Here is a 23,146-nt window from a genome sequence, read left to right on the forward strand (position 1 = left end):
TCTGTGTGACCTTATTTATTAATCAATACTGATTTACTGATGATAGAGTGAACTTACTCCATTGCTGTAGAAGTTCCATTATGGCGCCGAATTGCGGCAGGGAAATATCCAATCTGAACAGCGTAGTCTAACATGGCGGAGATGAATCGATCATCTGTTTTCGCACATGAGATTCCGGCAGGTTCCACATAAGCCGTTGTGACAGGGCAAGCATAGACATAAGCTGAATCCTTCGCCCCGTCGCCTTCAAGCTGTGCAATAGCCAACTGAAGAGCTTCCGGCTCCTTGCTGATGCTGGCATCGAACAACCAACGGGTGTACTCCGCGAAAGGAAGTGTCTCGACATTGTAACCAGCCCGATTCACAGAACGGATCAGCTCATCATAGCGGATTGGCTCCGGATTACAGATGTGGAATACACGACCGGCTGTATCTTGACGTAAGGCCAGATGAACAATGGCTTCACTTGCATAGTTGATCGGTGTAAAATCAACCATCCAGTCAGCCGCAGGAGCCTTGCCAAGCAATAACATCGCTTTGATCATGCGATAGAAGGCATTGCTATCAATATTGGACTGGAAGCGTCCAGTTTCGGAGTGGCAAGTTAGATTACCTGCACGATAGATGCTGACAGGTACACCTTCCTCTGCCGCAATCATGAGCACTTTCTCGGCTTCAAGCTTGCTGTCCGAATACAGGTTGTCCACATGCAAGTCAGCCGGGAACCGATCATATTGCAGGGAGGATTCCCATTGTCCGCTGAGTGCGAGATCTTCCGGAATACCCATCGTGGATACATGGTGGAACGAGGCCCCAGGTTTGCTGCGAATCAGATCCAGCAAGGCGACCGTTCCCTCCACGTTTGTTTTGGCGAACTGATCGGCATCGCCAAAATGACGTACATCTGCAGCGCAGTGGATGACACGGTCAATTCGTTCCTGGACATAAGCCGTTTGTTCAGCTGAAAGACCGAGATTAGGTTGTTCGAGATCCCCTTCAATAATCTCCACGCGAGCAGCCAGTTGATCAGTCAGTTGTTTGCCGAAATATCCTTCCAGCACTTTAGTCAAACGTTCCATTGCAGTTATTCCATTGGATGGCCGACGAACCAGCGTGTAGATTCGTGTACTGGAATTCAGAATTAACTGTTGCAGCACATGAGAACCCAGATAACCAGTCGCTCCAGTCAGTAACACATGCTCAGGTTCACGAATGAGCGGATACCCCAACTGGGACGCCAGTTCCACAGGGTGTTCGGATAATTGTGTGATCATGCCATCCGTCACCGCAGATTGGGCAACTTCGGTTGCACTTTGAGACAGGACTTCCACGCGACGAGCGAGAGCGCGGACTGTTTTCTCAGCAAAGAAGTCGGCAATTTTCAGTTGCGGGTAATGTGGCTTCAGAATGACCAGTACATGAATGACCCGGAGTGAATCACCACCGATATTGAAGAAGCTGTCTTCCACACCGAAGTCATCGTGTTGAAGGATTTCTTTCCATGCGTTAAGGATAATGGATTCCGTCTCTGTCTCAGGCATGACCCGGTCTGGGCGATCTTCATGACGTTCCACATGCGGCAGGGATACCATCGCTTTGCGATTGATTTTTCCAGTCGGTGCAATCGGCATTTCATCCAGCTGACAGATCCACTTCGGAACAAAATAAGAAGGAAGTTTCGCGGTCAGTGCTGCCTTGATGTCCGAAACAGAAAGGTTACTACCATCTTTCGATGTAAAATACCCAACCAGCATATTCTGTCCATCCGATTCTTTCTTTGGAATGACCGCAACGTTCTGGATCTGATCAAGCCGTGCAAAGTGATCTTCAATCTCTCCGATCTCAATGCGGTGACCACGAATTTTTAGCTGTGAGTCACTGCGACCAACATATTCCAGTAACCCGTTATCCAGCAATTTGGCAATATCGCCAGACTTGTAGATTTTCTCACCTATCGCAAACGGGTTCTCAATGAATGCTTGCTCTGTACGTTCTGGCTGATTCAGATAACCTTTGGCCAGTGCAGGGGTAGCGATATATACTTCACCAGGTACACCTACAGGACAGAGCTGTTGTTCTTCATTCACAATGTAGACTTTGTAGTTATGAATCGGTTTACCAATGGGGATGTTCACCACATGTTCTGGAACCTGTTCGCTGATGCGGTGAGTGGCTGTGGCTACTGTACATTCGGTAGGTCCGTACACATTAACAATATCAATCTGGTTTCCAAATTTGCGCTGGAAGGCACGAACCTGTTCACCATAGAGCGCTTCTCCGGCTACCGTAATGATTCTGACTTTGGCCAGCTTGTGGAAACCTTCATCGGATAAATAGGAAGCAAGCTGATTGAAGAAAATCGTAGGCAGTATCGTAATGATCGTTGTTCCTGTCCGTTCAATTGCACTTGCGAATTCTTCAACAGATACACGTTCTTCCGCAGACAGCAGATATAATTCTGCTCCATAGAACAAGGCGCCAATAGTATCCCACACGGATGCATCGAAGCTGTATGTAGCAAACTGGGTTAATACATCACCTGGTTGAATGTCACAATCACGCTGAACCACACTGCCAAGATTGGTTACGCCCCGGTGGGCAATCAGTGCACCTTTGGGCTTACCGGTCGACCCTGACGTGTAGATAATATACGCAAGATCATCTGGCTGAATATCCAGATTGGGGTTGCTTGCTGCAAATCCGGCTAGACGACCATCCACAGCGAGAATCTGACGGACAGTAGCTATACTGGAGAACAAGCTGGAAGCTTGTGCAAAGGAGGCTTCCGTTGTCAGCACGAATGAGGACGCTGTATCTTCCACAATATAACTGTTACGTTCTTGTGGATGCTCAGGGTCGATCGGAACATATGCGCCCCCTGCCTTCAGAATACCAAGCAGGGAGATGATGGTCTCCAGACTTCGATCCATAAAGATACTGACGAATTCACCTTTCTGCAATCCATTGGATAACAGAACTCGTGCAACCTGATTAGCTCGTTCATTCAATTCTCTGTACGTATAACTTTTGGATGGCGATGTTATCGCCGGTGAATCCGGATATGCTGCTGCTGTTGCTTCGAACCAGCCATGAACCGTCTGATTCTCTGGTTCGAGAACGGAAGTATCATTCATTTCACGGTAAAGCAATCGATCTGAGGCGGAAAGAATATCTACCGTACCGATTGCTTTCTCACCGTCACGCACGAGGGCGAGTAGAAGAGTCTGATAATATTCTGCATATCTCAGCACAGTAGACTCTTTTAAAAGTGAACTATCATAGAACAGATCGAGGATGAGCATGTTCCGATCATCTCGAACGTTCCAATTTAATATTTGAGGAGCTTGGGGCAACTGTACGCTATTCAGCATAAAAAACGTTTCAGGGTATCCACCGTTTTGCAACGTGTATTCAATCTTGAGCTGCTCGGAAACCTGATGACATAGTTGGTTGAAGGTCAATTTGCCCTGAATCTGTAAAGAAAGATAGGAAGCTGCCTGATCGGGGGCAAGTATACCTATGGCAAGTTCCTGTTCAGCTGACAATCGGAATAACAAGGCTGCATAAGCTGAGAGGAGTACCGGGTACACCATCTGTTCTCCAAACTTCTGTTTAAGATCACGACTCAGAGAAGCATGTAATGTGATTTGAGCAGACTGATAAGAGAATGATTGTTGACGTCGCCCAAAATCCAGTGGAATCTGCAGAACGGGCAAGCTAGATTCCATGGAATGGGTAGAAGATGGTTGGTTTTCAATCACTTCAGTTATTCCTCCTTGGTTCAAACCGAATGTTTGTGGATTTGAATTATTGTTTGCTTACATTGAAATGAGAGATCAGTTCTTGAAGTTCCTCAGACATGCTGTTAAGGCGTGTGGAGGAGTCTACCAGTGTAATCAAGGATGCTTTTTGCTCATCAACAGATGAGGAAATTTGTTCACTGCTGTTTGCTGTCTTGCTTACGCTGGATGACAAGTCCTCTGCTGTAGCAGTCATTTCCTCCGTACCCGCAGAGATTTCTTCCGTCGCGCTTGATACTTCCTGAATCTGATTAGATACTTTTTTCGCTGCTTCTAAAATATCTTCGAACAGTTGCCCTGTTTGATCGGCTACGCTGAGCCCTGTATCTACTTCTGACGTACCTTGTTCCATAGCACGTACTGCTTGTTTGATTCCAGCTTGAATCTCCTGGATCAATACGCCAACCTGGCTGGTCGCTTGTTCAGATTGCTCGGCAAGTTTGCGTACTTCACCTGCAACAACTGCAAATCCTCTTCCTTCTTCACCAACACGTGCTGCTTCAATGGAGGCATTCAGGGCAAGCAAGTTTGTTTGGCTGGAGATTCCCGAGATGATATTGAGAATATCGCCGATTTCCTGTGAACGACTTTCCAGAACCTCAATGGCAGAAGCGGTATTCTTAACTGATTCGGTAATCAGATTCATCTGTTCGGATACCTGACGGACAACGCTGTTACCTTGTTGTGAACGACGTTCCATTTCATAGGCTTCATCCGCTACACTTGCAGAGCTGCTGGCAATCGTCTGGATTACGGTAGCCATCTCGGACATGGCACGTGCACTATCGCGGGTTGCCTGTTCCTGTGAACGAATGTTAGAAGTGATTTGAGTCACGTTGTTATTAATAGAATCTGCATTCTCACTGTTGCGTTCCGAAACTTCATATAGCTCTTTGGCAGACTGATTAACTTCTTGTGATGTGATTTGCACTTTAACGATAGTATCGTTGATTTTGCGAACCATGGTGTTGAACTTCTCGTTAACGAGTCCCAGATCGTCTTTGCCTGTCGGAATGTTGACATTCAAATTACCCCGACTGACGTCATCAATTCCTTTGATCAAGTGACGGATAGGGGAAAGTGTGTTTTTAACGACAAGGTATTGGATAATCAGGAATAATAGCAAAAAGGCTACAAGGATGATAATTCCATTTTTTAGCAAGGAGTTAAGTCCTGCGGGTACGGCTGATGCATCTGCATCAATGGCAAAATATGAGAAAATCTTACCGTTGCTGTCTTTGATTGGATATGCAATGGTTGTCCATGTTCCGAAATCATCGGAATAGAATGTGGTGAATGTTGGGCGATCCGTATTAAGCATTTCTTTCAGTGCGTTGGCTACAACGACCGGCTGCTCATACATGTCACCGATATTTACGTTCTCACTTTGAAAAGCCTCTCTTAGGTTGGTCGGCATCGCTACAAGGGAAGTTAATCGCTTGTTATCGCCACCGAGCTCAACACCGAAGATGTAGGCTTGTGCAATGTTAGGGTAATATTCTTGCATTTCATCGAAATACGCTCGTAATTTCGTTTGTGTTGCTCCATCATAGCTACCTTCGGCAATAGCAGCTTGTACCTCGGCAGGATTGATATCTTCAGCCCATTTTTTGGTGATTTGTTCCACCTGTCCATGCAGTTGATCAACAAGAACTGTTTTTTGAAAATAGTAACTGCTTGCGATAAGTGCTACCCCGATGATAATGATATTGGTAAATGAGAGTAACAAATTTTTGGAGAAAAACGACATGCTTTTCCAACTTAATGATTTCACTAAATTCCACTCCTGATCTTCTTTAAATTAAGAAACTTTAGGGTTGCTTTGGTACAGTGAACTAGATCATTCCGTGATCCCCTCCAAAGGAAATTTATGCGACCATGGTCTTGGTTTATCAGTCGCTTTCGTAGAGACTTATGTACCGTATGAACCATAGGTGTCTAATTATTAAAACACATCTATAATTAATATGTCGTATAAAATGTCGTTAAATTGAATAGTATTGTTAAATTTTTTTTAATATTTTACGTATTTATGGACATATCAGATGGTTTATAGGTATTTAGAACTGTTTATTTTAAAATTTCCCATTTTTTAGCTTCATTCTGTATTCTATAACATGGTGGGTAAAAAAAACATCCTTCAACAACACAAAAATAGGATGGCAAAGATGCAACAGAAGGCACGGATATACATCGGAAGCGGTTTTATCTATAATAACTACATATGCATTTCTCAAATTATGAGCAGCGGGGGTTTATAGATGAATCTTAAACAGATAGCAGCAGAGCGTGCGGCAGAATATGTTGAAGATGGAATGAAGGTAGGATTGGGTACAGGTTCAACAGCTTATTATGCCATCTGCCGAATCGGTGAGCGGGTACGCGATGGATTGAACATTCAAGCAGTTGCTACTTCAGAGGCCTCGGACAAGCTTGCCCGTGAATGGGGGATTCCCATCATCCCATTTGACCAGATTGGACGTCTGGATCTGACCATTGATGGCGCTGATGAAGTAGATCCCGAATTTAACCTGATTAAAGGGGGAGGCGGGGCTCTTTTGCGTGAGAAAATTGTGGCGGCCAATAGTGACAAATTGATTATTGTTGCGGATGGCAGCAAAGCCGTGCAAAAGTTGGGTAAATTCCCGCTTCCGGTTGAGGTTGTTCCATTTGCTTCGGAGTGGACCTTCCAGGCGCTCGAAAAATTGGGGTGTCAACCACAGTGGCGGATGGATGGACAGCAACGTTATCTGACAGACAACGGAAACCTGATAGCGGATTGTCATATGGAAGCGATTGATCACGCTGCGAACCTTAATGTTCAATTGAACATGTTACCAGGTGTTGTGGATAACGGACTATTTGTTGATATGGCTAATACAGTCATTCTTGCCAACGCGGACGGTAGTATCGAAGAGCTTCATCGTTCTTAATATGGAAGAGGGTGCGTTACATTTCATGAAAGAACTACCAATCGTGGATGGTGAACTTGTTCTCCGATGTGTGGAGAAAAAGGATCTGAAAGAACTCTATGAATTGATCTACAGTGATGTCGTACCTGAATGGAAGCAATGGGATGCACCCTATTACCCACTTAAACACGAAAGTTATGAAAGTTTCGAACAAGGTATGCTCAAACGGTTGGACGTTGATCCAGATGATTCCAAACCGGTATCGATCCGTATCATTGAATCCGACAGACAAATTGTGGGCACGATCAGCTATTATATAGAAGATGAGTTATCCATGTGGCTGGAAATGGGGATTGTAATATACAGATCTGCCCAGTGGGGACGCGGGGTTGGTACACGTTCACTTGTCATGTGGTCAAGTCATTTGTTCGAACATCTTCCTTTGGTTCGGGTTGGACTGACTACTTGGTCCGGTAATGAACGAATGATACGTGCGGCTGTAAAAGCCGGATTACAGGTGGAAGGGCGAATGCGGAAGTGTCGTATCGTTCGTGGGGAGTACAATGATTCAATTCGTATGGGGATGCTCCGTGAGGAGTGGGAGCAGAAGCTGGCCCCTCATACGAGCCGAAATGTAAACAACTGATGGAGGATTATTGAAATGCTGAACACGGAGGACAACCGGGAACTGTCTTTACAATTATTCGTGGTTCTTGTTCGAGCCTACAATTCTGTGACCTCACGTTCCAATCGGGACATCCAGAGTCACGGACTGAATACGACAGAATTTGGTGTGCTTGATTTGTTATATCATAAGGGACCGCAGGCATTGCAAAAGATTGGTGAAAAAGTGCTAATGTCCAGTGGTAATATTACGTATGTTGTAGATAAGTTGCAAAATAAAAATCTGCTGTTTCGTCGACCATCCAAGGAAGACCGGCGTGTCATTTACGCTGAGTTAACCGATGAAGGAAGAGAATTGTTCACACAGATATTTCCTCAACACCATCAGGTCATCATCGATGCTTTGGAAGGACTTGATCCTGCCGAGAAAGTGGATGCGATTCGGATGTTGAAGAAGCTGGGACTGGCGGCAGAAGGGAAAACTGACTTGCGTTCATAACGCAGGTCAGTTTTTTTGTGGAACCAAAAGTACAGGCTTATACTGGCTGACTGACTTGCAAGGCCCTCCATAATATAGGAAGATTATTCTATACATGCATGGCATAAAATACATGATCTTCAGAAATTCATGTATAATGGAACAGAACTTTTTAGAGCGGAATGGATGGATTGTTTGGATCAAATAGAAGAACCTATCCCGATTGCAAGTTAGCTAACATTGATCTCATTCTGGATTAGTCACGAATGATGATGGAGATGTGATGCGGGTAGAGGAGGGGTGCATCTATGAGTTATCAAGAAGCAGGAGAACGTTTACTCCTGGAATCGGGGATCTTAGCTGATAAAATAACGGAGAAACAATATCTTAGACAGCCCGATTTACTTAAGCGATTTGGTGAGAACGGAAAAATGCGAACCAAACAGGATTCTCAGTATAGCTTGAACTATTTGGCAGAAAGTGCGCTCTTACAGAGTCCAGGCCTGTTTACTCATTATATTGCCTGGCTGAAAGTTCTACTTGAAGGTTACAAGGTATCACAAGAAGACCTAACGATTAATCTCAACCTGATTAAAGAGGCATTGGAAGAAGAATTTGACCATCCGTCAAAGGCACTTCTGCTCGATTATCTGGAGATGGGAATATATAGAACAACACAAATGGAGTCACAGGCGGGTTATATTAACGAATCCATGCCATATGGAGATGCTGCGCAATCGTACTTGCAGTGTTTACTTGAGAATAAACGGAAAGAAGCCTTCGAGATCATTGAAGCTCAGTTAGAAGCTGGAGTGACGATTCGTGATATTTATCGATATATTTTTCAGCCTACCCAATATGAAGTCGGGCGATTGTGGCAGAGCCATCGGATCAGTGTGGGGCAAGAGCACTTTTGTACGGCAGCGACCCAATCATTCATCTCACGTCTCTATTCTCGCTGGTTGACTCATGCGGGTCAGGGTAAAAGGCTGGTTGCCACCTGTGTAGGCAATGAACAACATGAGATCGGACTGCGTATGCTCACAGATGTGTTCGAGATGGAAGGCTGGGATACGCACTATCTGGGAGCCAATGTTCCTAATGGAAGTGTGGTCGAGGCTATAGAGCGCCATCAGGGTGATGTTGTTGCGATTTCAGTTACGATGACGTATCACCTTCATCTGGCCAAAGAATTGATTCAACTGATTCGTCATCATCCGGCAACGGCACATGTGAAGATTATGGTCGGGGGATATCCTTTTAATATTGATCAGGAGTTATGGAAAACGATAGGAGCCGACGGTTATGCTCCGGGAGCCGATGAGGCAGTTGCGGTTGCAGAACAATTATTGACTCAGCCAGCTACATGCAATCATCTGGATCTGGATATGGTTAGGGATTAGGAGAGGGATGATGTGATGTCTACTGAGAACGGAGAGATACAGAGGCTGCGCAGAACGATTGAGCAGTTATCGGATCAGATGATCCGGAGCAAAGAGCAAGAGGAACGGATACTCGCGGAGTTCTCGGATATGAATAATGAACTGGTAACACTCCAGCGTCTGCTTGCGAAGAACAATAACAGTCTTGAAGCTGCACGTCAGCAAGCAGTAGATGCAGGGGAATCCAAAAGCGCATTTATTGCAGGCATCAGTCATGATTTTCGCACGCCATTAAATGGCATATTGGGGATGGCTGAGATGCTTAAGCTGTCCCCCTTGTCTGAAGAACAGGAGACTTCGGTTTCCGTTATACAGGATGCTGCCAAACTGCTGCTTAAGTTGATTCAGGATCTTCTGGATCTATCCAAACTTGAGGCGGGTCAGATGCGGCTTGAACGGGGAGAAGTGGATCTGCAAGAGACGATAAATTATATTGCTCGTTTGCTTGAACCCCAAGTCAGAAAGAACGGCAATCAGTTATCGGTAGATTATGACCCCAGAATCTCTACTCTTCTTGAAGGGGATTCAACGAGGATTACACAGATATTGATCAATCTCATTCAAAATGCGAACAAATTCACATCAGAAGGCTCTGTACAGATACGAATCACTCTTAGCAAGGATGATGTGAACAAGCAAATCATTCGATTTGAAGTTGAAGATACAGGGATTGGTATTTCGGAGGAAGACCAGGGCCAATTATTTCAACCCTATATGCAGACAGAACGAGGACGCTCGAGAGAGTATGAGGGGACAGGGCTTGGATTATCCATCTGCAGGTCACTCGTTATACTAATGGAAGGTGAGATTGGAGTAGACAGTCATGAGGGTGAAGGATCAACATTCTGGTTCGAACTTGCACTTGGCAAAAAAAACGTCAATCAGGCCGTGAATGAGTCTTCTACTTCCACTCCAGAGTATCAGGTAGAGGATATGCGTGATGAAGCTGCTTCTGTATCTGTATTGCTGGCGGATGATAATGTCATTAACCGGCAGCTTGTTATGCTGCAACTCAAAAAACTGGGAATAACCCAAGTGGATACTGTAGTGAATGGGGAAGAGGCCGTTGCTGCTTTTCACAGTAAAAAATACAGTTTGATTCTCATGGATTATATGATGCCATTGATGGACGGTTTGGAAGCAACACGCAAAATCCGCTCGATAGAAATGGATGAAATGCGCCATACCACACCAATCATTGCAATGACAGGTAATGTTATGCAGGGAGAGAAAGACAAGTGTATGGAAGCCGGGATGAACGACTTTATTGGCAAACCCTTCACGCTGGAAGTGCTGAGTAAGATGATCCAGAAGTGGCAGCAATCCTCCGAAGCGACAGAGGTACTGAATATGAGCATCGTGCATGAGATTGCGGAATTAAACACCGATGGCGATCGCACACTCCTCGGCATGTTGTTGGACATGTATCGTACCGAAACACCTGGCAAAATTGAGGTGCTGCGCAGAAATATTGTGTCGGGCGACCATGTTGCTGCAACTGAGGTAGCCCATGATCTGAAATCAGGGAGTCTGAGTCTGGGGATTCGTTATTTATCAACTTTGTTTGCCCAGATAGAGCAGTTCGCGAAGGAAGGTCAATCACGGAAAGCAGAACCTTTGCTGGATGCTTTGTTACCTGCCTACCAAGCCGCCTGTGCGTCACTGCAACGAGTAAGTAAAGATTGAAGATATCTCAAAAAGGAAAGAGGGTAGGACCCGTTCATGATATTCTACGTACTTGCAGCACTGGTACTGATCCTTCTTGCTCTTCTGTGGACAGGTGGACTTTATTTCTTCAAAACCGCCATTCGTCGTACGCCAAAAACGTTTTTGGTGGATAATCCGAATCTGATGCCTGAGCCGGACAATGAAATCATCAGCAGTGCTTCTGACCTGAAGTGGCTGGATGTTCAGCCTACAGAAGAGGTATCTCTTCAATCGCATGATGGATTAAATCTGCACGGTACATGGCTTAGTTCCAATAAGGGGTCAGATCAGACCGTGATTCTGGCACATGGTTATTCGGGGAAAGGTAGAGAAATGGCTGGTTTTGCCCGATTTTACGCGGAAAAACATGGGTATAACGTGTTAATGCCGGATGATCGGGGTCATGGCCGGAGCGAAGGTGACATCATCGGTTTTGGCTGGTTAGATCGTAAGGATTATGTACAGTGGAGCAACTGGGTGCTTGAAAAAGTGGGTACAAAAGGGGAAATCTTATTGCACGGCATATCCATGGGAGGAGCAACCGTACTGATGACAGGTGGTGAAGCCCTGCCGACTCAGGTTAAAGCGATTGTGTCTGATTGTGCATATACATCCGTGGAAGAAGAACTGACGTTCCAGTTAAAGCAATTATACAAGCTTCCTGCATTTCCGTTCATACCTGTCACAAGTCTGATCTCCCGGTGGAAAGCAGGGTATTCCTTCAAAGAGGCTTCGGCTCTCAAGCAACTTGCCAAAGTTAACGTTCCCGTGCTGTTCATCCACGGTGAGGCTGATATGTTTGTACCGACCGAAATGGTGTACAGGTTGTATGAAGCTTGCCCAACCAAAAGGGAATTGCTGACCGTCCCCCGTGCGGGTCATGGCACAGCGTTTCAAGTTGATCGCACCGGATATGAGGCAGCACTGGAATCCTTTATGAAGAACCATCTGTCGCATCCAGCATCTGTAATCAATTGATTTCTCATATTGTATTATGGGTATTCATGGATAGGACAGATGTGGAAGGAGAGGAAGATGCCACGTACACAAAGGAAGTGTTCTTACTGCCATGAAGGAATGGCAGAAGATGAGTTTAAGTATTTCCATAGGTGGAGTTATGTTATTTACCCGACAGTTCATACAAGAGGGATACGGGTAAATTGATTGTAACGGCTGGATTCGTCATCATGATCATTTTTTCAATTATTCTATTCGCCGGTACTGGGACATTGACGTTTAACTTCTAATTGATGGGGGTGCTTTGATGGGAAATGAAAAATTTGAGGCTGCACGAAAAGCAGAGGCAGGTTATCATTCCAACTTCTATGAGAATAATGAATTATTCGCCTCTGGCACTTGGATGTCCAAGCCAATGCCTATGGTTATGGATATGCTGGAACGTATCCTTGCTCACAAGGAGGAACTGCGTGTCCTCGATCTGGGATGCGGAGTAGGAAGGCATACGATACCGATTGCTCAGCGTCTTGCACAAACGAACAGTGAAGTCATCGGTGTGGATTTGCTGGACGAGGCTATAGATGGACTTCGCAAGTATGCGAAAGAATATCAGGTGGACCATCTCGTGCAAGCTGTAAAAGCAGACGTTGAGCATTATGCCATTGAAGAGGATCATTTTGACTTTATAGCTGCTTGTTCTTGTCTGGAACATGTATCGAATAAACAAGCTTTCAAGGAAGCGCTAGAGCGGTTACAAGCAGGAACTCGAACAGGTGGCATTCATTGTATTACGATGAGTACCAATGTGGAGGAGAAAGAAATGAACTCAGGCCGTGAGGTCGAGCCGTTAATTGAACTGAACCTGCCCACAGCCGAGGCGATTGCTATACTCCAGGAGGCTTATAAAGGCTGGAATATTCTGCTTCAGGAACATGTCACACAGACGATTGAAGAGGATAAATATGATGAACCGACACAATTTCGTTGTGAACTGCTACGTTTCGCTGTGCAAAAGCAATAAATTCTCTGCCGGGACCTGGTAAAAGCCCCGGCAATCTTATTGTTTGGTTGGGAGAGGTGAGTCAAGGATGAATACATACGTAATGGGGATAGATGGAGGAGGGAGCCACACCCGTGTGGCTGTCGCCGATCAGCATGGAAGACTGTTATCCTATGTGCAAAAGGGAGGTTGCAGTCGTTATCACGATATCCATGCCGAGCAAAATGTGTTGGAAGGTATCGCTGAGGCCATAACACAGGCTGGACTCAAATCAGATCAAATCGCTGCCATTCAGGCAGGAATGGCGGGTCTGAATCGGCCTGAAGATACGCGTTGGGCCGAAGCACTAATTGCTCGAACCGGGATTATAGGCAAAATCAGTGCAGTAAACGACACACATATCGCGCATACAGCGGCCTTCGATGGTGAGCCAGGCATTGTGGCCATTGGAGGTACAGGCTCTCTGATTCTTGGCAGAACCGAACAGGGCGCTTGGCTACGCAACGATCAGTTCGGTCATTATGCGCCGACAGCAGCACGGTTTTTGGCTTACGATACGGTGCATTCCATCCTCGCGGGACGTTATGAGTTGCAGGATGAAGAATGGATTGAGCAGGTTTTAACGTATTGGCAGGTAAGCTCTGTTCGGGAGCTTGCAGCACTGGGAGTGTCTGGTTTTGGTGATAATCAGCAGGCTACTAATCGGAGATTTGGCCAAATGGCACCTCTGGTGACCGAAGCAGCTGTCCGGAATATTCCCCTCGCGGTTAGAGTATGTGACTCTGCTGCCGATACGGCTGTTGTCGGTATCCTCATGCTGGCATCCTGTTTCGATCAGCCAACAGTGTCCATGGCGATGACTGGAAGCTGTCTGAGTTCACCATATATGGTGAGGGCCGTTCAGAAAGGGCTGGATGCTGCTTACAGGCCCGATGGGAAAAGAATTCAGTACATAACCAGTGACTTGTTGGCAGTTGGGGGCGCACTGTTGGATGCGTATCATTTGGCGCAGATCAAGGTATGGGATAACATCTCGACTGTGCTTCAATCGGAACTGAATCGTTATACGACTTGAACTTTGAGAGGCTAACGACTACAATACGATAGCGGAAACAAGCAAGGTATGGGAGGAATAAGGGTGTTAATTAATTTGAAATCACGCATAGAAGAGCCGGTAGTACAGGAGCTGTTATCTTACTCGGTCTTTCCTGATCCGGATCATCTGAAACGTGCGTTGAAACAATATGTAGAGAATGACGAACTGTATCTGGCCGGATACGAAGCAGAGGAGCAATTGATCGGTCTGATCGGTTATGAGCATACAGGCTCCAGCGAGATTACCATCCACCATATTGCCGTTCTGCCGGAGAACCGCTTCAAAAATTATGGTCGGGGCATGATTTCACAACTGCTGGAGAAATACAATCCTGACACTTTGATTGCAGAGACGGATCTGGAGGCCCTGGAGTTTTACCGGAATACGGGATTCGTCGTATATAGTCTGGGCGAGCTGTATCCAGGAGTGGAGCGGTTCCGTTGTGTGCTTGAAAAAGAAGAAGATACAGACGAAGAGTAACGCGCAGGTGTTCTCTACTGTCTGGCTAGGAAACAGAGCTTAAATAAAGCAGGATGTTGGATTTGGCAATCAGCTGAGTCGGACGTCCTGCTTTTTTTGTCATGTTTAACTTGATACCAGGAAAAAAGTATTGCTTTGACAGATTGTTTCATTATAGAATAGTTTCACAGAAGAATAGTTCGTTAAGTGAACTATATACTCGGAAAGGAGATTGCACAATGAATACACCCGATGCTAAAAGTTTGGTCAACCGTTATTTGGATGCTTCTTTTCTGGTAAACAAGCGGTTTGATACGCGGATACGCGAACAAGTGGGGCAGACCATAACAACTGATCAGTTCTGCGCGCTTCGTCTGATTGAGGAGAAACCTTACTGTACACCCTCCGATCTGGCAGAACTATTATGCATAGGCAAGAGCAGCATTACTGCTTTGGTCAACAAGCTGGTGGATCGCGATCTGGTCGATCGTGCAGGGGATGAACGTGACCGCAGGGTCGTATATTTAACTTTGACGGATAACGGGCGACAGGTATACAGGGAGACAGAACAGGAAATACAGCAAATTCTGGAGCCGTATTTGGTTCATTTTACACCAGAAGAGGTTCGGATTTTCATTGAATCTTTTGAGAAGCTGGCAGCTTTGCTAACGCATGAAGGAGGACAGGAGAACGAATGAGAGCGATACTGAAAGCAAGATGGTGGTTAATGGGGCTATGGGTTGTTGTAGCTGCCGTATTGATGTTTACCGCCCCTAACATGAGTGAATTAATTCGGGAGAAGGGACAGTTTTCGGTTCCTGAAGGGTATTCTTCCACCCAGGCTGCAAAGATTCTGAATGAAGCTGCAGCACAAAAAGGAGAACAGCAGGGCAGCCAGATTGCTCTTGTATTCTATAATCCCGATGGTCTGGGTACCACGGGAAAACAAGAGGCAGAGAAGGCTGTTAAGCAATTGGAGGCCGACAAAGAGAAGTTGGGCATTCTGTCCATTCTGGAACCTTTCTCTCAGCCTGAATTGTCCGAGAAGATGATCTCAGCTGATGGCAAAACGATATTAACGTCGCTATCTATTGATCAGGGAGATCGTACAGTCAAAGAAACGCGGGAAGACCTGAATGAAGCATTGAAGTCTGTCAATGTGGAGCACTACATAACCGGTAAAGGTCTAATTGACGAGGATACTATTGAAAGTTCCCAAGAGGGGCTTAAGAAATCAGAATATATTACCGTTGTTTTTATTTTACTCATTCTGTTCCTGGTGTTCCGTTCGTTTGTAGCTCCGTTTGTACCGCTGCTGACGGTAGGGATCAGTTACATTGTATCGCAACAGATTGTTGCATTTCTCGTGGATGGAGTCGACTTCCCGATATCAACGTTTACACAGATCTTTATGGTCGCCGTTATGTTCGGGATTGGTACGGATTACTGCATCCTGTTAATCAGCCGGTTCAAGGAAGAACTGGCTCATCATGAGAATACGTGGGATGCCATCATTGCTACCTATCGTACTGCTGGTAAAACGGTACTCTTCTCAGCACTAGCCGTGCTGGTTGGATTCATTGCGATCGGCTTTGCCCAGTTCATGCTGTACCGCTCTGCGGTTGCCGTAGCTGTGGGGATTGCCGTAATGATGCTCGCCTTGGTGACCATCGTACCCTTTTTCATGGCGGTGCTGGGCAAGAAGCTATTCTGGCCGTCGAAGGGTTCGCTTGAACATGCGGAGAGCAAGATCTATGGTGCCGCTGGTCGCTTTTCACTGAAACGTCCATGGGCTGCGCTGCTCATCGTTGCAGCGGTCTGTGTGCCTCTTTTGGCAACCTACGATGGCAAACTGTCGTTCAACAGTCTCGATGAGATTGGTGAGAAATATGATTCAGTAAAAGCATTCAACATAATCTCTGACAGCTTCGGTCCGGGTGAATCGCTGCCGGGTCAGATCGTCATCCAGAACGATGAAGCGATGGATAATGCGAAGTATATGGCCGTGGCCGAGAAAATTAGCCGGGAAGTAGAGAAAGTAGCCGGAGTCTCTGGTGTCCGCAGTATGACACGACCTACGGGTGATGAGATCAAAGATTTTGAAGTTACACAGCAAGTGGGAACGTTATCTGATGGACTTGGTGAAGGCAAGACGGGTCTGGACAAAATCCGTGATGGTCTGAGTGAAGCCAGCAGTCAACTAAGTAAAAATGAACCACAATTAAAAGAAGCTGCCGATGGAGCAGGAGAACTTACCAAAGGGACCTCCCAGTTGCAATCGGGTATTACGCAACTCAGTGAGGGACTTGGGCAGATTGAAAAAGGTATTCGAGATGGTTCCGCAGGTGCGGGTGAATTGAAAGCGGGACTTCAGCAAGCCAAAACGAGTGCAGATCAACTTGCGCAGGCGAATAATCAGTTACTTGAAGCCTATCGTCAGGCGGGAGCTGGTGTCGCTGCACTGGGGGAAGGAACTCGTGAACTGGAGCAACAGCTAAGCGGGGTTTCAACAGCTTTGACCAGTCTCTCCGAATCCTTCACAGCACTTGAAGAGCGATATCCTGAATTACAGCAAGATGCTGATTACCAGCGTATCAAAGGTACGATTGGTGAAACAGGTTCTGGTACAGCGCAGCTCGCTCAAGGTTTGGGTCAGATTCAGACCAAGCTGGGAGAAGCTGCTGCTGGAATTAATCAGGCCAATGAAGGCTTTGCCTCCGCAGCAGCCGGACAGAAGGCTCTTGCCGATGGTCTGGGCCAAATTGTAACGGGAATCGGTCAGTTGCAATCCGGTCTCAAACAGGCTGCTGATGGTCAGGGTAAAGTGATTAGCGAAATTCCTTCCATTCAGGATGGACTTGGCCAGCTTCAGGGTGGTCAGGAGAAAATTCAGCAAGGCTTCTCCGATCTGAGTGGTCAGCTGACACAACTGACAGATGGACTGAACCAAAGTGTCGATGGCATCAAACAGGTTTCAGGAGGATTGGATTCGGCACAGGATTATCTGACCCAACTGCAGAATTCACCTGATTCGGATCTGGCAGGCTGGTACGTTCCTGAAGAAGCACTGAACAGCAAAGACTTCAAACAGGTATTTGATACGTATCTTTCCGAAGATCGAAAGACGATGACGATTGATGTTATTTTCGCCGAAAATCCATACGGAACAGAAGCCATTGATCGTGTTCCTGACATTGAAGCGGCAGTACATCGTGCGGTACAAGGCAGTACGCTTGAAAAAGCAGACATCGCCATAGGTGGCGTTACAAGTACGTTTGCAGATTTGCAGGAGATCTCGAATAACGACTATACACGGACTGTAATGCTGATGTTGGCGGGTACATTCATTATTCTGGTTGTGCTGCTCCGCTCAGTCATTATGCCATTGTATCTAATCGTTTCCTTATTACTGGCTTATTTCACATCGATGGCGTTAACCGAAGTGGTTTTTGTTAATATCCTCGGGTTCGCAGGCATTAGCTGGGTTACTCCGTTCTTCGGATTTGTCATGCTGATTGCACTTGGTGTGGATTATAGCATCTTCCTGATGGACCGTTTCAATGAGAACAAAGGCATGAAAGTACAGGATGCCATGTTGTACGCGATGAAGAACATGGGAACCGTTATTCTATCTGCAGCGGTCATTCTGAGCGGAACATTTGCTGCCATGTATCCATCCGGTGTTCTCTCGATGATGCAGATTGCCACAGTAGTTCTTAGCGGTCTGATCTTGTACTCTCTGTTATTCTTGCCATTCTTCGTCCCAGTGATGGTGAAGATGTTTGGCCGGGCGAACTGGTGGCCGTTCTCTAACAAGGAACAAGTCGATTCCGCTGAGTCGGATCGGACCATCGGCATGTAATGCATTGCAATGGATTAGGCTCTGCCGCGTTATGCGGCAGGGTTTTTTCTTTTTTTATCTCCACAGAGAAGAAATATGGTTTTATGCAAAAGAAAGGTGCATGCCTAAGGACACCATCCCGCGCCTTGTCTTGCCACTCATCATAAGATATAGAGCAGTTCATTATTGTTCAGAAAATCACAGCAGAGAGGGGCGACGGGATGGTATATCGATATGTGGCCATAGGGGATTCATTAACGGTAGGTACAGGAGCGTTGCTGGGCACCGGCTTTGTTCCTTTATATCGGCGAATGGCGGAAATGAATGTTCGTACATTTGTATCTATGGAAAATATGGGCGTAAATGGACTGACGTCGGGGGGCATGTTGCAGATGATCTCTTCGCATCCCCGAGTGAGGCAATCGCTGCGTGAAGCCGATATCATCACATTATCCATTGGCGGGAATGATCTGATTCGTACGTTTAAATCAAGTGGCGGCATACCCAATGCCGGCAAAATGACACAGGTGCTTGGAGAAACCCGCAGTAATGTATCCCAGATTATGAGGCACATTCGGCAGTTAAAGGGCAATAGCGAGTATATGGTCCGAACCATCGGATTGTACAACCCGTATCCACAAGCGACGGAAGCTGCGTATTGGGTACGCCAATATAATTCGTTTTTGAATGGAGCGGGATCAGGCAACTATGCGTGTGCTCAGGTTTACGACAAGTTTGAAGGTCATGAGCGTGAACTGTTGTTCTGGGACAGAGTGCATCCCAATGCGAGAGGATATCGTATCATTGCAGAGCAGCTTAATCGAACCGGGTATTATCCGTTCTCTTGATCACTTTGGAACAGAACTAGACCAAGCGATGGACTTCCTTTAAGATAAATAGAAGACCGTTCCATTTTGTGAGATAAAGGAGTTAATTTTTGGTGCAAAATATCGATTCCGGTTCCCTCCATCATTCAGAGCAGCAACGTATATCCGAAGTGTTGGCCTCATATGGTTTCACATCGGACTGGAAAGGCGAGCGTGGAAAGGGTGGGATGAATAATTCTACCTACATGCTCCATATAGACGGGACGAGTTACGTAATGAGACAATATGAAACACATAATGATCCGATGAAAATCATCTTTGAACATGAGGTGCTGGAAGCCCTCCAACGTTCGAACTTTAAGCTTGATACGCCTTCACCTGTAAGACGGTTATCTGGCGAGGGAGATACATTCCTTCCTGTAAAAGATCCCCTCACAGGTCATACCAAAATTGCAACGCTGTTTCATTATCGGGAAGGTGTCAATCCCATCTGGCATAAGCCAGACCAATTATTTGGCCTCGGTAAAGCGGCAGGGGCTCTGTCTTCTGTTATGGCAACGCTGGATATACCCCTTGATCCTGTGTATCCACCGTACTATCAAATTCAGGATGCGTATCCGCTCTGTTCACCAGAACGATTATTACAGCTATGCACATCGCCGCCGGAGCAATTGGTTACATGTGCGCATGAGCTGAAACAACTGAGGGATGCGCTGCCAGATCTGTTTGAAGCCCTGCGGGGAATGGAGCAGCTGCCGCATCAATTGGTCCATGGGGACGTGAATGCCTCAAATGTATTGGCAGATCAGCAGGATGGTGAAATCTGTGCCATTTTGGATTTTGAATTTGCGACATGGGATTTGCGGGTCATGGAGTTAGCTGTTCCGATGTCTGACCTTCTGACCATGGACAAGAGTGAAGATTGGATGTGGCAGGCACAAGAGGGACTGATCAGGGGATTTCGGGAACAGGTCAGCCTGGAACCGGAAGAGTTGTTAGCTATACCTCGATTGATTCTGCTTCGCAGTCTGGATGTGGTCATGCATTTTATCAGTCGCATGTTCGAGGGTACTGATGAGCCGGAAGTGGCTGTGGATCAGATTGTAAAGCTCAAACAGCGGATGGACTGGATGTCGCTTCATGAAGCTCGACTGCGTGAGATATTGGTATATTAATATCGTTATTATGAATAAAGTGCACTGTTTCTGCTCATATGAGGCAGAGATCAGTGCACTTTTATTGATTAGCAGCGTGATATATGCAAATTACAGCGCATAGCGGATGACATTACAATCCACGTTTGCGGAACCAACTGCGGACAGCCCAGCGGCGCTCCTGACGTTTCTTGTATTTGGGCAACGAACGATATACGTTCAACGATTGCTCGTAAGCCTGCTTCGCATCTGCATTACGTCCGAGGGAACGATGAACCGAGCCGAGCAGATAATACGCTTCACTGGAAGAGGAATGAATCTCCTGAAACTGATGCACATAATCCAGCGCTTTGTCTTCATGCGTATCTTTGAAGGCACCAGCAAGGGTTAGGTACGGGCGTCCGTACTTGACTCTGGGGTTGATCTCGAGGGCTTTTAAAATGTGACGTTCTCCCTGTTCGATGTTACCCAGATGAAGCTCAGTCGTCCCCAGTGCCTCCCAATATTCGGCGGATTGTTCGTATGGGCGCTCGAGTTCAAGCAATAAGGCATGTGCCTCACTGTAACGCTTGCGCTCAATTAACAGGCGAGCCAGTTCCAGCTTGGAAGAAACTTCATTGGGACTCATGGCAAGCTGTTGGCGAAGCCGGGAGATGTTGCGCATACGCTTGAGAGGTTTGGTGAAGCTTGGGAACACCCCAACGTAACGACGATCCAGGAAATACAGGATCACGAGTAAAATGAGGATGGCAATGAACGGATTACCTACAATCCGCCATAGAAGGCCAAAGATAAGAAATTTAATAAGCACAGGTTCAACTCCATTTATGATGTAATCGCGTTTCGTACACTTAAAATATATTTCGATTGGTCCAACGGATTAACTCCTCTACGTTTGCGAGCAGGGTTCACATCCGCAGGACAATCCTGGTATCCGGCAAATGAAGTGGTAAGTACCCCGCGGCCGCTAGTCTCGGAACGCAGCTTCACCGGATAATCCATTGACGTTGCAAGAGGCATAATTCCTTCAATGATACAACGTCCGCTACCAATGGTGGGGGCTTCGAAGGTTGTCCGCATATGTACCAGATCGCTGAGGGCCTTACCGCCATATTCCTCCGGGACCGTTAGTCGGAACTGAAGAAGGGGTTCCAGCAACGTGGTACCTGTTCTCGCTAATCCATCCATGATTCCCATAGGCGTGGCTACGACAAAATCCAGCGGATGTGTATGCCAGACATGATGTTCCCCTTCCACCAGTGTGATGCGCAGATCGGTTACTTCCCAACCGAGCATACCTTGAGACAAGGCTTCCGGAATTCGTCGTTCAACTTCATTCTGATAACGTAGCAGCAGATCATCTGTCCTTACGGTTGAGGCATAGATCAGACCGCTTCCGCGAGGCAAAGGTTCAATCTTGAAGCGGAGGATGGCCCAGCAGGGCTTAGGCATCGTATAGGCGATGTACCCTTCTCCGGCTGTACGGGGTGTCTCCTTATAAATGACAGATGGCGGATCAAACACGACATCCAATCCGAAACGACCCAGCAACAGGCTGGATAAAATCTCAAGCTGAATGGTTCCCATGACCTTGAGATGCAGTTCTCGTTCCTCCGGCAACCATTGCAGGTCAAGTAAGGGGTCTTCATCCGTCAACTCTTGCAATGCTGCCACAAGATCGGGGTAACGTGCCGGGTCCTTGCCATGTACTTGTACGGTCAGCAAAGGCACAGCCATCTGTGGCAGAGGAGGTACACCCTCAGGATTGCCGATAATGTCACCCACATGTGTGTCGCTCAGTCCGTACAGAGCAGCAATCTGCCCTGCGTGAACGGCACCGGTATCGGCCCATTTCCGTCCATCCATACGGCGAATCTGCGTCACTTTCTCTTCAAGTTCCCGCGTCGAATTATGGATGGTGTCACGGTTGTGGAGACTACCACCATACATGCGAACGTAAGCCGTGCGTCCCATTGTGCGGTCACGTTCAATCTTGAATACAACACCCGATACGGGAGAATCCACAGGTTGGGCAGGTGGAGGCAGAAATGCAAGGACCGCGTCCAGCAATGCCGTGACGCCAATTCCTTTGCCGGAAGCACCATAACACACGGGGAAAAGCTCACCCTGATGCACATACCGCAGGAACGCTTCATTCAGATCCCTTTGCGATAATGGAGTCTCATGAATGTAGGCTTCCATGACCTCAGGGTCCAGTTCAGCAAGTATCTCGACCAGACCTGGAATGGATGGTGTGTGATCTGACAGCGTCTCTTGATTATCATTCCATAGGGAGTCGATGCCATGAAATGTATCTTCACGGAGTTGATACGATTGGATTTCGCATGCGAAGGGGGACAGGGTAGAACGAATCTGCTCCATAACTGCTGGGGCAGATGCGCCAATCCGATCCATTTTATTAATATAAATGATGGTTGGGATACGAAGTGAACGAAGGGCATGCCAGATGGCTTCACTCTGGGATTGAATTCCCTCTACTGCCGACAGAATGAGAATAGCACCGTCCATCACCCGAAGTGTTCGCTCTACTTCAGAGCTGAAATCAATATGTCCAGGCGTATCAATGAGGTCAATGATGGTGTTCTTCCAGATAAGAGAGGTCATGGCTGCCTGAACGGATATGCCACGTTCCTTTTCAATGTCCAGTGAGTCAGTGGCTGTTGTTCCGTCATCTACACGTCCCGGACTGCGGACGACACCACTCTCAAATAACATATGCTCAGTGGTTGTTGTTTTCCCCGCATCCACATGGGCGAAGATGCCGATATTCCTGCGATTCAGTTCATTTAACATGGAATGCTAAGCTCCTCTGACAACGGAATGCAATG

At 46.6% G+C, this 23,146-nt stretch carries 17 protein-coding genes; 13 read left to right on the forward strand and 4 right to left on the reverse strand.

Annotated elements, in window-relative coordinates; translation table 11 throughout:
* Positions 1-53 precede the first annotated feature (53 nt).
* Positions 54-3,761 (reverse strand): non-ribosomal peptide synthetase family protein, encoded by a 3,708-nt coding sequence (locus tag NKT06_RS10665; protein WP_253433563.1) that lies wholly within the window; start codon positions 3,759-3,761, stop codon positions 54-56.
* 46 nt (positions 3,762-3,807) lie between these two features.
* Positions 3,808-5,550 carry a methyl-accepting chemotaxis protein gene (locus NKT06_RS10670; RefSeq protein WP_253442481.1) on the reverse strand — a complete coding sequence of 581 codons (1,743 nt, stop codon included), beginning with the start codon at positions 5,548-5,550 and terminating at the stop codon, positions 3,808-3,810.
* A 511-nt stretch (positions 5,551-6,061) separates the two neighbouring features.
* Here NKT06_RS10670 and rpiA point away from each other — a divergent pair.
* The 13 genes from rpiA (at position 6,062) to NKT06_RS10735 (ending at position 20,318) form a co-directional block, all read left to right on the forward strand.
* On the forward strand, positions 6,062-6,733 hold the full coding sequence (gene rpiA, locus NKT06_RS10675) for a ribose-5-phosphate isomerase RpiA (protein ID WP_253433568.1): 672 nt from the start codon (positions 6,062-6,064) through the stop codon (positions 6,731-6,733).
* 25 nt (positions 6,734-6,758) lie between these two features.
* The gene (locus NKT06_RS10680) at positions 6,759-7,358 is read left to right on the forward strand and encodes a GNAT family N-acetyltransferase (RefSeq protein ID WP_253433571.1); all 600 of its coding nucleotides are present in this window, start codon (positions 6,759-6,761) and stop codon (positions 7,356-7,358) included.
* A 15-nt stretch (positions 7,359-7,373) separates the two neighbouring features.
* Positions 7,374-7,835 carry a MarR family winged helix-turn-helix transcriptional regulator gene (locus NKT06_RS10685; RefSeq protein WP_253433574.1) on the forward strand — a complete coding sequence of 154 codons (462 nt, stop codon included), beginning with the start codon at positions 7,374-7,376 and terminating at the stop codon, positions 7,833-7,835.
* Positions 7,836-8,122: 287 nt separating this feature from the next.
* Complete coding sequence (locus tag NKT06_RS10690) at positions 8,123-9,217, forward strand: cobalamin B12-binding domain-containing protein (protein WP_253433577.1); 1,095 nt, start codon at positions 8,123-8,125, stop codon at positions 9,215-9,217.
* 15 nt (positions 9,218-9,232) lie between these two features.
* On the forward strand, positions 9,233-10,942 hold the full coding sequence (locus tag NKT06_RS10695) for an ATP-binding protein (RefSeq protein WP_253442483.1): 1,710 nt from the start codon (positions 9,233-9,235) through the stop codon (positions 10,940-10,942).
* A gap of 36 nt (positions 10,943-10,978) precedes the next feature.
* Positions 10,979-11,941, forward strand: coding sequence for an alpha/beta hydrolase (locus NKT06_RS10700; protein WP_253433581.1), 963 nt, complete (start codon positions 10,979-10,981; stop codon positions 11,939-11,941).
* Positions 11,942-12,227: 286 nt separating this feature from the next.
* Positions 12,228-12,941 (forward strand): class I SAM-dependent methyltransferase, encoded by a 714-nt coding sequence (locus NKT06_RS10705; RefSeq protein ID WP_253433584.1) that lies wholly within the window; start codon positions 12,228-12,230, stop codon positions 12,939-12,941.
* A gap of 67 nt (positions 12,942-13,008) precedes the next feature.
* Positions 13,009-13,995 carry a BadF/BadG/BcrA/BcrD ATPase family protein gene (locus NKT06_RS10710; protein WP_253433586.1) on the forward strand — a complete coding sequence of 329 codons (987 nt, stop codon included), beginning with the start codon at positions 13,009-13,011 and terminating at the stop codon, positions 13,993-13,995.
* Between the two features lie 63 nt (positions 13,996-14,058).
* Positions 14,059-14,496: a GNAT family N-acetyltransferase gene (locus tag NKT06_RS10715; RefSeq protein WP_253433589.1), complete on the forward strand. Its 438-nt coding sequence runs from the start codon at positions 14,059-14,061 to the stop codon at positions 14,494-14,496.
* A gap of 218 nt (positions 14,497-14,714) precedes the next feature.
* Positions 14,715-15,173: a MarR family winged helix-turn-helix transcriptional regulator gene (locus NKT06_RS10720; protein ID WP_253433592.1), complete on the forward strand. Its 459-nt coding sequence runs from the start codon at positions 14,715-14,717 to the stop codon at positions 15,171-15,173.
* A complete protein-coding gene (locus NKT06_RS10725) occupies positions 15,170-18,337 on the forward strand; it encodes an MMPL family transporter (RefSeq protein WP_253433597.1) in 3,168 nt (1,055 codons plus the stop codon). Before NKT06_RS10720 ends, NKT06_RS10725 begins: the two co-directional genes overlap by 4 nt.
* Before the next feature lie 200 nt (positions 18,338-18,537).
* A complete protein-coding gene (locus tag NKT06_RS10730; protein ID WP_253433600.1) occupies positions 18,538-19,164 on the forward strand; it encodes an SGNH/GDSL hydrolase family protein in 627 nt (208 codons plus the stop codon).
* Positions 19,165-19,256: 92 nt separating this feature from the next.
* On the forward strand, positions 19,257-20,318 hold the full coding sequence (locus NKT06_RS10735; RefSeq protein WP_253433603.1) for a phosphotransferase: 1,062 nt from the start codon (positions 19,257-19,259) through the stop codon (positions 20,316-20,318).
* Between the two features lie 112 nt (positions 20,319-20,430).
* On the opposite strand, the gene NKT06_RS10740 is transcribed toward NKT06_RS10735, so the two are convergent.
* Positions 20,431-21,108, reverse strand: coding sequence for a tetratricopeptide repeat protein (locus tag NKT06_RS10740; RefSeq protein ID WP_253433605.1), 678 nt, complete (start codon positions 21,106-21,108; stop codon positions 20,431-20,433).
* Positions 21,109-21,122: 14 nt separating this feature from the next.
* Complete coding sequence (locus NKT06_RS10745) at positions 21,123-23,111, reverse strand: elongation factor G (protein ID WP_253433608.1); 1,989 nt, start codon at positions 23,109-23,111, stop codon at positions 21,123-21,125.
* Between the last annotated feature and the right edge of the window lie 35 nt (positions 23,112-23,146).

Origin of the sequence: Paenibacillus sp. 1781tsa1, assembly GCF_024159265.1 — a bacterium.
Classification (GTDB): domain Bacteria; phylum Bacillota; class Bacilli; order Paenibacillales; family Paenibacillaceae; genus Paenibacillus.

Bases quoted from the DNA above. Each gene is read 5' to 3' on its own strand.
- NKT06_RS10720 (WP_253433592.1), top strand. From the start codon at position 14,715: ATGAATACACCCGATGCTAAAAGTTTGGTCAACCGTTATTTGGATGCT.
- NKT06_RS10670 (WP_253442481.1), bottom strand. From the start codon at position 5,550: ATGTCGTTTTTCTCCAAAAATTTGTTACTCTCATTTACCAATATCATT.
- rpiA (WP_253433568.1), top strand. From the start codon at position 6,062: ATGAATCTTAAACAGATAGCAGCAGAGCGTGCGGCAGAATATGTTGAA.
- NKT06_RS10725 (WP_253433597.1), top strand. From the start codon at position 15,170: ATGAGAGCGATACTGAAAGCAAGATGGTGGTTAATGGGGCTATGGGTT.
- NKT06_RS10680 (WP_253433571.1), top strand. From the start codon at position 6,759: ATGAAAGAACTACCAATCGTGGATGGTGAACTTGTTCTCCGATGTGTG.
- NKT06_RS10695 (WP_253442483.1), top strand. From the start codon at position 9,233: ATGTCTACTGAGAACGGAGAGATACAGAGGCTGCGCAGAACGATTGAG.
- NKT06_RS10730 (WP_253433600.1), top strand. From the start codon at position 18,538: ATGGTATATCGATATGTGGCCATAGGGGATTCATTAACGGTAGGTACA.
- NKT06_RS10685 (WP_253433574.1), top strand. From the start codon at position 7,374: ATGCTGAACACGGAGGACAACCGGGAACTGTCTTTACAATTATTCGTG.
- NKT06_RS10700 (WP_253433581.1), top strand. From the start codon at position 10,979: ATGATATTCTACGTACTTGCAGCACTGGTACTGATCCTTCTTGCTCTT.
- NKT06_RS10745 (WP_253433608.1), bottom strand. From the start codon at position 23,111: ATGTTAAATGAACTGAATCGCAGGAATATCGGCATCTTCGCCCATGTG.
- NKT06_RS10710 (WP_253433586.1), top strand. From the start codon at position 13,009: ATGAATACATACGTAATGGGGATAGATGGAGGAGGGAGCCACACCCGT.
- NKT06_RS10690 (WP_253433577.1), top strand. From the start codon at position 8,123: ATGAGTTATCAAGAAGCAGGAGAACGTTTACTCCTGGAATCGGGGATC.
- NKT06_RS10705 (WP_253433584.1), top strand. From the start codon at position 12,228: ATGGGAAATGAAAAATTTGAGGCTGCACGAAAAGCAGAGGCAGGTTAT.